General features: G+C 73.0%; 8 protein-coding genes and 1 pseudogene. 3 read left to right on the top strand and 6 right to left on the bottom strand.

Going from position 1 to position 10,326, the window contains the following annotated elements:
* Positions 1-67: 67 nt before the first annotated feature.
* Complete coding sequence (locus tag L1885_RS16620; RefSeq protein WP_235797902.1) at positions 68-751, bottom strand: gamma-glutamyl-gamma-aminobutyrate hydrolase family protein; 684 nt, start codon at positions 749-751, stop codon at positions 68-70.
* A gap of 27 nt (positions 752-778) precedes the next feature.
* Positions 779-1,579, bottom strand: coding sequence for a FadR/GntR family transcriptional regulator (locus L1885_RS16615; RefSeq protein WP_235797901.1), 801 nt, complete (start codon positions 1,577-1,579; stop codon positions 779-781).
* Between the two features lie 76 nt (positions 1,580-1,655).
* Here L1885_RS16615 and L1885_RS16610 point away from each other — a divergent pair, with 76 nt between their 5' ends.
* The 3 genes from L1885_RS16610 to L1885_RS16600 all read left to right on the top strand — a co-directional run bounded on the left by L1885_RS16610 (position 1,656) and on the right by L1885_RS16600 (position 5,432).
* Positions 1,656-3,020, top strand: a complete 1,365-nt coding sequence (locus L1885_RS16610) for a glutamine synthetase family protein (RefSeq protein WP_235797900.1) — start codon at positions 1,656-1,658, stop codon at positions 3,018-3,020.
* Between the two features lie 193 nt (positions 3,021-3,213).
* Positions 3,214-4,611, top strand: coding sequence for an aldehyde dehydrogenase family protein (locus L1885_RS16605; protein ID WP_235797899.1), 1,398 nt, complete (start codon positions 3,214-3,216; stop codon positions 4,609-4,611).
* Between the two features lie 5 nt (positions 4,612-4,616).
* The gene (locus tag L1885_RS16600) at positions 4,617-5,432 is read left to right on the top strand and encodes a 3-oxoacyl-ACP reductase (protein ID WP_235797898.1); all 816 of its coding nucleotides are present in this window, start codon (positions 4,617-4,619) and stop codon (positions 5,430-5,432) included.
* Here the strand turns inward: L1885_RS16600 and L1885_RS16595 are convergent.
* The 4 genes and pseudogenes from L1885_RS16595 to L1885_RS16580 all read right to left on the bottom strand — a co-directional run bounded on the left by L1885_RS16595 (position 5,429) and on the right by L1885_RS16580 (position 10,217).
* On the bottom strand, positions 5,429-6,520 hold the full coding sequence (locus L1885_RS16595) for an IS630 family transposase (RefSeq protein WP_235797897.1): 1,092 nt from the start codon (positions 6,518-6,520) through the stop codon (positions 5,429-5,431). The two genes, L1885_RS16600 and L1885_RS16595, sit on opposite strands and share 4 nt — an antisense overlap.
* 210 nt (positions 6,521-6,730) lie before the next feature.
* On the bottom strand, positions 6,731-7,822 hold the full coding sequence (locus L1885_RS16590; RefSeq protein ID WP_235797897.1) for an IS630 family transposase: 1,092 nt from the start codon (positions 7,820-7,822) through the stop codon (positions 6,731-6,733).
* Positions 7,823-7,926: 104 nt separating this feature from the next.
* Positions 7,927-8,723: pseudogene (locus L1885_RS16585) on the bottom strand (SAM-dependent methyltransferase).
* Positions 8,724-9,014: 291 nt separating this feature from the next.
* The gene (locus L1885_RS16580) at positions 9,015-10,217 is read right to left on the bottom strand and encodes an amino acid deaminase/aldolase (protein ID WP_235797896.1); all 1,203 of its coding nucleotides are present in this window, start codon (positions 10,215-10,217) and stop codon (positions 9,015-9,017) included.
* Positions 10,218-10,326: the final 109 nt, after the last annotated feature.

Genomic DNA, 10,326 nt, shown 5'->3' with positions numbered 1-10,326 from the left:
CACCGCGGCGCCCGACGGACGCGGCCGCCCGGTCCGCGCGCGGCCCGCCGCGCCGCCCGGGAACGGGTCAGCCGCCCGCCGCACGCACCAGGTCCGCCATCACACGGAGGTCGTCCGCCATCTCGGGATGCCACTGGACCCCGAGGACCCAGCGCCTGCCCGCCAGCTCGACCGCCTCGACCGTGCCGTCGGCGGCCACCGCGCTGACCGTCAGGTCCCGGCCGATCCGGTCCACCGACTGGTGGTGCTGGCTCGGCACGCCGAACTCACCCGGCACTAGGCCCGCATAGCGGGTGCCCGGCACCGCCGTCACGGTGTGCGCCCCGAACTGCCCCGCGACGGAGCCGACATGGCCCTCGACGTGCTGGACGAGCGTGCCGCCGAGCGCGACGTTCAGCAGCTGCATGCCCCGGCAGATGCCGAGGAGCGGCTTGTCCGAGGCGAGAGCCGCCTCGATCAGGGCGAGTTCCCAGGCGTCGCGCTCCGGCGCGGGCGGGCCGGTGCGCGGGTGCGGCCTGGCCCCGTAGCGCCGGGGCTCCACGTCCGGGCCGCCCGCGATCACCACGCCGTCGAGCCGCGCCACCACGTCGGGCGCGGTCGCCGGGTCGCCGGGCGGCAGCATGGCCGCGAGACCGCCGGCCCGCTGGACGAGCGAGGGGTAGCCGAGCGGCAGGAGGGCCGCGGGCAGCCGCCAGGCGCCCCAGGCGGCCGAGTCCTCCCGGTAGGTACTGATGCCGATCAGCGGCGTCATCGCTTCTCCTCCTGGGCCCGCTCCCGGTCAAAGGTCTTCATTCGTACCATCCCGGGGCGGCTCGTCCCGCGTCCTGGGGCCGGCGGCCAGGAAGCCGCGCAGGAGTGCCGCCGTGCCGGCGCAGTGCTCGCGCGCGACGGCGCGCGCCGCCGCCGCGTCCCCTTCGAGGATCGCGCCGACGAGCGCGGTGTGCTGGTGCTGCGAGTGCTCCAGGTTGCGCACCAGCAGCGGGATGGAGTCCAGCAGGTCGTTGAGGCGCGAGCGCACCGACGCGTAACCCTCCGCGAGGCTCGGCGACCCGGCGAGAGCGACCACCGTCAGATGCAGCAGCGTGTCGCGCCTGCGGTACTCGCCGAGCGGGGCGTCGCGGGTCGCGGCGAGCGCGGCACGCAGGCGCCGCGTACCGTCCCGCGGCAGGCCCTCGGCGGCGCACAGCCCGGCGGCGCCCTCCTCCAGCACCTCCCGGAAGCGCAGCACGTCCTCCAGGTCGGTGTCCGCCGCCCGCCTCCGCAGCTCCTCGGCGCCCCCGCCCCCGGCCGCGGCGTCCGCCGCCGGGCGCCGGCGCACGAACGTCCCGCCGTGGCGCCCCCGCCGGCTCTCCACGAGCCCCTGCTCGGCCAGGACCCTCAGTGCCTCCCGCAGCGTGACGCGGCTGACGCCGAGCCGCCCGGCCAGGTCCCGCTCGGCGGGCAGCCGCCCGCCCGGCGCGACGAGCCCGAGCCGCACGACCCGCAGGATCTGCTCCAGCGCCTCCTCGAACCCGTTGCCGCCCCGCACCGGCCGCAGCACCGGGAACGGGTCCGCGTCCGCCCCCTCACCCTCCGCCACGCTGGTTCCCCTCTTCCCCGCCAAAGGTTTTCACCTATACCTTAAGTTTCCGGCCGACCGAAGGAGGAAGCACCCCGTGGCAGACCGCACACCCCCGCTCTCCACCGCCGAACTCGCCGCACTGATCGGATCGGGCGAGGTCGACACCGTCGTCCTCGCCTTCCCCGACATGCAGGGCCGGCTCCAGGGCAAGCGCTTCGCCGCGCCGTTCTTCCTCTCCGACGTCCTCGACGGGGGAGCCGAGGGCTGCAACTACCTGCTCGCCGTCGACACCGAGATGAACACCGTCGGCGGCTACGCGATGTCGTCCTGGGACAACGGCTACGGGGACTTCGCCCTGCGCCCCGACCCGGCCAGCCTGCGCCGCGTCCCGTGGCACCCCGGCACCGCGCTCCTGCTCGCCGACCTCGCCTGGAGCGACGGCTCCCCGGTCGTGGCGGCGCCCCGGCAGATCCTGCGGCGCCAGCTCGACCGCCTCGCCGAGCGGGGCCTGAGCGCCCACGCGGGCACCGAACTCGAGTTCATCGTCTTCCGCGACACCTACGAGCGTGCCTGGGACGCCCGCTACCGGGACCTGACGCCCGCGAACCGCTACAACGTCGACTACTCCGTGCTCGGCACCGGCCGCGTCGAGCCGCTGCTGCGCCGCATCCGCAACGAGATGGCGGGCGCGGGCCTGAGCGTCGAGTCGGCGAAGGGGGAGTGCAACCCCGGCCAGCACGAGATCGCGTTCCGCTACGACGAGGCCCTCACCACCTGCGACCACCACGTCGTCTACAAGACCGGCGCCAAGGAGATCGCGGCGCAGGAGGGCGTCTCGCTCACGTTCATGGCCAAGTACGACGAGCGCGAGGGCAACTCGTGCCACATCCACCTCTCCCTGCGGGACGCGGCGGGACGGCCCGCCATGGCGGGTGACGGCCCGGACGGCATGTCGCCGCTCATGCGCCACTTCCTCGCCGGCCAGCTGGCCGCGCTGCGCGACTTCGCCCTGCTGTACGCGCCGAACATCAACTCCTACAAGCGCTACCAGCCCGGTTCGTTCGCGCCGACCGCCGTCGCCTGGGGCCACGACAACCGCAGCTGCGCGCTGCGGGTCGTGGGCCACGGCGACTCGCTGCGCTTCGAGAACCGCGTGCCGGGCGGGGACGTCAACCCCTACCTGGCCGTCGCGGGCCTGGTGGCCGCCGGCCTGTACGGCGTCGAGCACGAGCTCGAACTGCCCCCGGCCTGCCCCGGCAACGCGTACGAGGGCGACTACTCGCAGGTGCCCGCCACGCTGCGCGAGGCCGCCGAGGTGTGGAGCGGCAGCGCCCTCGCGCGGGCCGCCTTCGGGGACGAGGTGGTCGAGCACTACGCCAACATGGCGCGCGTCGAACTCGCGGCCTTCGACGCCGCCGTCACCGACTGGGAGCTGCGCCGCTCCTTCGAACGCCACTGAACCTTGTCCGCGGGAAGGCGTCCGGCACCCGCCGCCGTCCGGCGGCACGCGCCGCCCGGCCCCGTACCCCGCCACCGCCGTGGCGCGGTCGGGCCCCGCGTGTCCCGCACCCGGGCGTCCCGCCCTCCGCACGTCCCGCCCTCCGCACGTTCCGCGCCCGCCGGCATCCGCCCGTAAGGAGCACACCACGCCCATGCCCCGGCACCACCACACCACCGGCGCGCCCGAGCCCGCCGCACACGACGTCCTCGACCCGGCCACCGGCCGCACCGTCGCCACCGTCCCCGCCACCACCCCCGCCGAGGTCGACGAGGCCGTGCGCCGCGCCGCCGACGCGCAGCGCGGCTGGGCCGCCGCCGCGCCCGGCGACCGGGCCCGGCTGCTGCGGCGCTTCGCGGCCCTCGTCGACGGGCACAACGAGGAACTCGCCCGGCTCGAAGTGCGCGAGGCCGGACACACCATCGGCAACGCCCGCTGGGAGGCGGGCAACTTCCGCGACGTCCTCGACTACACGGCCGGGGGAGTCGAGCGCCTGACCGGCGAGCAGATCCCCGTGCCCGGCGGCCTCGACGTCACCTTCCTCGAACCCCTCGGCGTGGTCGGCGTGATCGCCCCGTGGAACTTCCCCATGCCCATCGCCGGCTGGAGCTGCGGGCCCGCGCTCGCCGCGGGCAACGCCGTCCTGCTCAAACCCGCCGAGGCCACCCCGCTCACCGCCCTGCGGCTCGCCGAACTCGCCCTGGAGGCGGGCCTGCCCGAGCACCTCTTCCAGGTCCTGCCCGGCGCGGGAGCGGTCACCGGCGACGCGCTCGTCACCCACCCCGGCGTCGCGAAGATCGCGTTCACCGGGTCGAGCGCGGTCGGCACGTCCGTCATGGCCAAGTGCGCCGCCTCGGTGAAGCGGGTGACCCTCGAACTCGGCGGCAAGAGCCCCAACATCGTCTTCGCGGACGCCGACCTCGAACGGGCCGCGGCCACCGCCCCGATGTCCTTCCTCGACAACGCCGGCCAGGACTGCTGCGCGCGCACCCGCATCCTGGTCCAGCGCGAGGTGTACGACCTGTTCCTCGACCTGCTCGCCCCCGCCATCGCCGCCGTGCGGGTCGGCGACCCGTCCGACGCCGCCACCGAGATGGGACCGCTGATCTCCGCGGCCCAGCGGGAACGCGTCCGCTCGTACGTCCCGGACGGCGCGGCCGGCATACGGGGCAGCGCGCCCGAGGGCCCCGGCTTCTTCTTCCCGCCGACCGTGCTCACCGGACTCGGGCCCGACGCCCCGGCGGCCACCGAGGAGGTCTTCGGGCCCGTCGCCGTCGTGCTGCCGTTCACCGACGAGCAGGACGCCGTGCGGCTCGCCAACGCGACCCCCTACGGCCTGTCCGGGTCCCTGTGGACCCGGGACGTGGGCCGCGCCCTGCGCGTGTCGCGGGCCGTCGCGGCGGGGAACCTGTCCGTCAACTCGCACAGCAGCGTGCGGTACTGGACCCCCTTCGGCGGCTACAAGCGCTCCGGAATCGGGCGCGAGCTCGGCCCGGGCGCGCTCGCGGCCTTCACCGAGACCAAGAACGTCTTCATCAGCACGGAGGACTGAACGCGATGACGAACATCCCGACCCCCGCCCCCGGCGCCGCCGCCGGCGCGTCCGTCTGCCGGCGCCTCGTCGGCCGCACCGCCGTCGTCACCGGCGCGGGCAGCGGCATCGGCCTCGCCGCGGTGCGCCGCCTCGCCTCCGAGGGCGCCCGCGTGGTCTGCGCCGACATCGACGCGGCCACCGGCAAGGCGGCGGCCGACGAGGTCGACGGCCTCTTCGTACGGACGGACGTCACCGACCCCGAACAGGTCGAGGCGCTGTTCCGGGCGGCGTTCGACACGTACGGCAGCGTCGACGTGGCCTTCAACAACGCCGGCATCTCGCCGCCCGACGACGACTCGATCCTCGACACCGGACTCGACGCCTGGCGCCGCGTGCAGGAGGTCAACCTCACCTCCGTCTACCTGTGCTGCAAGGCCGCCCTCCCGTACATGCGGCGCCAGGGCCGGGGCTCCATCATCAACACGGCGTCCTTCGTCGCCCGGATGGGCGCGGCCACCTCGCAGATCTCCTACACCGCCTCCAAGGGCGGCGTGCTCGCGCTCTCGCGCGAACTCGGCGTCCAGTTCGCGCGCGAGGGCATCCGCGTCAACGCGCTGTGCCCCGGCCCCGTCAACACCCCGCTGCTGCGGGAGCTGTTCGCCAAGGACCCCGAGCGGGCCCAGCGGCGGCTGGTGCACATCCCGCTCGGCCGGTTCGCCGAGGCCGACGAGATCGCCGCCGCCGTCGCCTTCCTCGCCAGCGACGACGCGTCCTTCGTCAACGCGAGCGACTTCCTGGTGGACGGCGGGATCTCGGGCGCCTACGTGACACCGCTCTAGTGACCTGAGTCGGAGATTCGTCGGCAATAGGCGGCGACTTTGTCGAGGATCTCGTCTGCGGTTTTGGTCCAGATGAAGGGCCGGGGTTGCTCGTTCCAGTCGGCGAGCCAACTGCGGATGTCTCGTTCGAGGCCCTGGACGGAGCGGTGGACACCTCGCTTGAGTTTCTTCTGTGTGAGCTCGGCGAACCACCGCTCCACCAGGTTCAGCCAGGACGAACTCGTGGGCGTGAAGTGCAGGTGGAAGCGTGGGTGCGCCAGCAGCCACTGCTTGACGGCAGGCGCTTTGTGGGTGGCATAGTTGTCGCAGATCAGGTGCACGTCCAGGTCCGCGGGCACGTGTTTGTCGAGCTTGGCCAGGAACTTCTTGAACTCCACCGTGCGGTGTCGGCGGTGCAGGGAGCCGATCACTTTGCCGGTGGCAACCTCCAGGGCGGCGAACAGTGTGGTGGTGCCGGCGCGGACGTAGTCGTGGCTGCGTCGCTCGGGGATGCCAGGGATCATCGGCAGGACCGGCTGAGATCGGTCCAGGGCCTGGATCTGGGACTTCTCGTCCACGCACAGGACCAGGGCCTTTTCCGGCGGGTCGAGATACAGGCCCACCACGTCACGGACCTTGTCGATGAAGAACGGGTCCGTGGACAGTTTGAACGTCTGCGAGCGGTGCGGGGCCAGCGCGAACGCCCGCCAGATCCGAGAGATCGCCGACTGCGACATACCGGTGGCTGCAGCCATTGACCGGGTCGACCAATGGGTGGCGTTCTTCGGCGTCTCCTCCAGCGTTTTGACGATGACCCGCTCGACATCGGCATCGGTGATCTTCCGGGGAGCCCCAGGCCTCGGCTCGTCGGCGAGGCCGTCCAGGCCACGTTCGAGGAACCTCCGTCGCCAGGTGCGGACCGTGTCGGCAGTGATCCCCAACCGGCGGGACACCTCCATGATCGAGTGACCCTCGGCGCACTCCAAGACGATCCGCGACCGCAATGCCAAGGCCTGGGCCGTCGTTCGGCGACGCACCCAGCCCTCCAGCACACCTCGTTGGGCATCAGTCACGGACAACGGCGGAATCTTCGGACCTGGACGACTCACACCCCAACCAACGACCAAACTCCGACTCAGGTCACTAGGCCGTGTCTGACAAATCCCGCCTGGCCTGCGACGCCTGGCACGCACTCTCGCTGCGTTGTCGGAGTCGTCCTGGTACGTCCAGTACAAGGACGATCCTCCGCCTTGCGACAGCACGCACCAGACGCCGCAAGCCCGCCCTTCGGGCGGACGGCGCCATTTGTCAGACACGGCCTAGTGACCTGAGTCGGAGATTCGTCGGCAATAGGCGGCGACTTTGTCGAGGATCTCGTCTGCGGTTTTGGTCCAGATGAAGGGCCGGGGTTGCTCGTTCCAGTCGGCGAGCCAACTGCGGATGTCTCGTTCGAGGCCCTGGACGGAGCGGTGGACACCTCGCTTGAGTTTCTTCTGTGTGAGCTCGGCGAACCACCGCTCCACCAGGTTCAGCCAGGACGAACTCGTGGGCGTGAAGTGCAGGTGGAAGCGTGGGTGCGCCAGCAGCCACTGCTTGACGGCAGGCGCTTTGTGGGTGGCATAGTTGTCGCAGATCAGGTGCACGTCCAGGTCCGCGGGCACGTGTTTGTCGAGCTTGGCCAGGAACTTCTTGAACTCCACCGTGCGGTGTCGGCGGTGCAGGGAGCCGATCACTTTGCCGGTGGCAACCTCCAGGGCGGCGAACAGTGTGGTGGTGCCGGCGCGGACGTAGTCGTGGCTGCGTCGCTCGGGGATGCCAGGGATCATCGGCAGGACCGGCTGAGATCGGTCCAGGGCCTGGATCTGGGACTTCTCGTCCACGCACAGGACCAGGGCCTTTTCCGGCGGGTCGAGATACAGGCCCACCACGTCACGGACCTTGTCGATGAAGAACGGGTCCGTGGACAGTTTGAACGTCTGCGAGCGGTGCGGGGCCAGCGCGAACGCCCGCCAGATCCGAGAGATCGCCGACTGCGACATACCGGTGGCTGCAGCCATTGACCGGGTCGACCAATGGGTGGCGTTCTTCGGCGTCTCCTCCAGCGTTTTGACGATGACCCGCTCGACATCGGCATCGGTGATCTTCCGGGGAGCCCCAGGCCTCGGCTCGTCGGCGAGGCCGTCCAGGCCACGTTCGAGGAACCTCCGTCGCCAGGTGCGGACCGTGTCGGCAGTGATCCCCAACCGGCGGGACACCTCCATGATCGAGTGACCCTCGGCGCACTCCAAGACGATCCGCGACCGCAATGCCAAGGCCTGGGCCGTCGTTCGGCGACGCACCCAGCCCTCCAGCACACCTCGTTGGGCATCAGTCACGGACAACGGCGGAATCTTCGGACCTGGACGACTCACACCCCAACCAACGACCAAACTCCGACTCAGGTCACTAGCGGCCCGGGCGCGGCCCCGGGAAGCGGCGGCCGACCGGGCCCGCCGCTTCCCGGGGCGCGATCGCCTCAGCGCACGCGTCCCACCCCGGAGTACCCGGCGTCCGCGCCCGGCAGCCCGGCGTCCTCCGGCTCCGGCGTGTCCTTGAACCAGATCGGCACCAGCCCCGGCGGCACGAGGTCGAGCCCGTCGAAGAACCGCAGGACCTCCTCGCGGGTGCGCGGCCGCAGGTCGATGCCGGCCGAACGGTACTCGTCCGTCCTGTCCTGCTCGGCGGAGAGCCGGTCCAGGCTGAGGTGGGAGAGGATCAGGCAGCTGCCCGGGGCGAGCGGCTCGATCAGCTTGCGCACGATCCCGTACGGGTCGCGGGCGTCGGGCACGAAGTGCAGGAGCGCGATCAGGGAGAGCGCGATCGGCCGGTCGAAGTCGAGTGTGCGGTGGGCGCGTTCGAGGATGGCCTCCGGGTCCAGCACGTCGGCCTGCACGTAGTCGGTGCTGCCCTCGGGGGAGCTGACGAGCAGTGCCTCCGCGTGCCGCAGCACGATCGGGTCGTTGTCGACGTAGACCACCCGGCAGGAGGGGTCGGCGTCCTGGGCGATCTGGTGGAGGTTCGGCTCGGTGGGGATGCCCGTGCCCACGTCGAGGAGTCGAGGAACTGCCGCATGCCACTGGCGGCCGCCCAGGCGATGACCCGGCGCATGAAGGCCCGGTTGGCCCGCGCTCCGTTGCGCGCCTCGACCGGCAGCCGCTCGGCCACGGCCTGGTCCACGGGGTAGTTGTCCTTCCCGCCGAGCAGGAAGTCGTAGATGCGCGCGGGGTGCGGCCTGCTCGTGTCGATCAGCGGCCGGGGTGTGCCCGATGTCATGGGAGGCCTCCTGGGTGTCCGGCCGTCCCACCTCGCCGTACGGCCGCCGTAGGCAGGGACCCTGCCACACGCGGGGCGGGGGCGACACCCGGCCCCCCGGAACCCCGTGCTCCGCCATCGAGCGCCGCACACGCGGCAGTTGGTGCCCGCAGCCGGTGCGCGCCGGGGCCCGGGAGGGGCCGGGCCACGTGGGGTGGACGCGCGGCGGGACGCCGGCGGGCGCCCGCCGGGGGCGGGTTTCCGCGCGCGGCGGCGGACCGGGTCCTCGCGCGCGGCGGCGGGCGGGGCCGCCTACAGGAACGTCCTGCCCTCGCCCCGGTACGTCGGCACCGTGGCCGTCACGCGGTCGCCCTCGATCAGGTGCAGCTCGGCGAACCGCTCGCACAGCTCGCCCGCCTTCGCGTGCCGGAACCACACCGTGTCGCCGACCAGCAGGTCGTCCGCGGCCGAACCCAGCAGCGGGGTCTGGACCTCGCCGGGGCCCTCCTGGGCGTCGTAGCGCAGCCCCTCGGGCAGGTACGGCACCGGCAGCCGGTCCCGCCCCGCCGCGCCGGACGCCGGGTAGCCGCCGCCGAGCACCGTCACGACCCCCACCCCGGGCCGGCGCACGACCGGCTGCCCGAACAGCGCGGCCGGACGGCCCGAGAACGCCCGGTAGTTGTCGAACAGGCGCGGCTGGTACAGCCCGGAGCCCGCGGCGATCTCCGTGACCGCGTCCTCCGCCGCCGTGTGCTGCACGCTGCCCGTGCCGCCGCCGTTGACGAACTCCAGATCCGGCGCCACCGCCCGCACCGCGCGCACCACCTCGGCGCGCCGCCGCGCCAGCTCCCGGCGCGCCGCCGTCTGCATCAGCCGGATCGCCCCCGAGCGCAGGGGGCGGCCCGCCACCGCGTCGCCCACGCCCGCCACATGCCCCTCGTAGGCCATCAGCCCGACCAGCCGGAACCCCGGCCGGCGGGCCACCGAGCGGGCCAGCTCCGCCAACTGGGCCGGCTCGCGCAGCGGCGAGCGCAGCGCGCCGACGCGCACCCGGCCGCCCAGCAGCCGCAGGGAGGTGTCCAGTTCGAGGCAGACCCGGATCTCCTCGCGGCCGCCGGCCCGCGCGCTGTCGACGAGGTCCAGGTGCGCCGGGTCGTCGACCATGACCGTGACGGACCCGGCCAGCTTCGGGTCGGCCGCCAGCTCCGCGTACCCGGCGCGGTCCGCCGACGGGTACGCGAGCAGCACGTCCTCGAAGCCCGCCCGCGCCAGCCACAGCGACTCGGGCAGCGTGAAGGACATCAGGCCCGCGAAGCCCTCGCGCGCCAGGACCCGTTCCAGCAGGGCCCGGCAGCGCACCGACTTGCTGGCCACCCGGATCGGCTTGCCGCCCGCGCGCCGGACGAGGCCGTCCGCGTTCGCGTCGAAGGCGTCCAGATCGACGACCGCCAGCGGCGCGTCCATGTGCGCGGTGGCCCGGTCGTAGCGGGCCCGGTCGGAGGCGAAGGGAGTCATGGCCCGAGCTTGCCAGAGCCGATTACCGGGCGGTAGACGTCGGCCGGCCACCGACGGCAGCGGGCCGCCGGGCCCCCGCGCCCGGACGCGGGGGCGCGCGGCGCGGCCC

Source organism: Streptomyces fuscigenes (assembly GCF_021556455.1).
Lineage (GTDB): Bacteria > Actinomycetota > Actinomycetes > Streptomycetales > Streptomycetaceae > Streptomyces > Streptomyces fuscigenes.
This window is presented reverse-complemented; position numbering and strand designations above follow the sequence as displayed.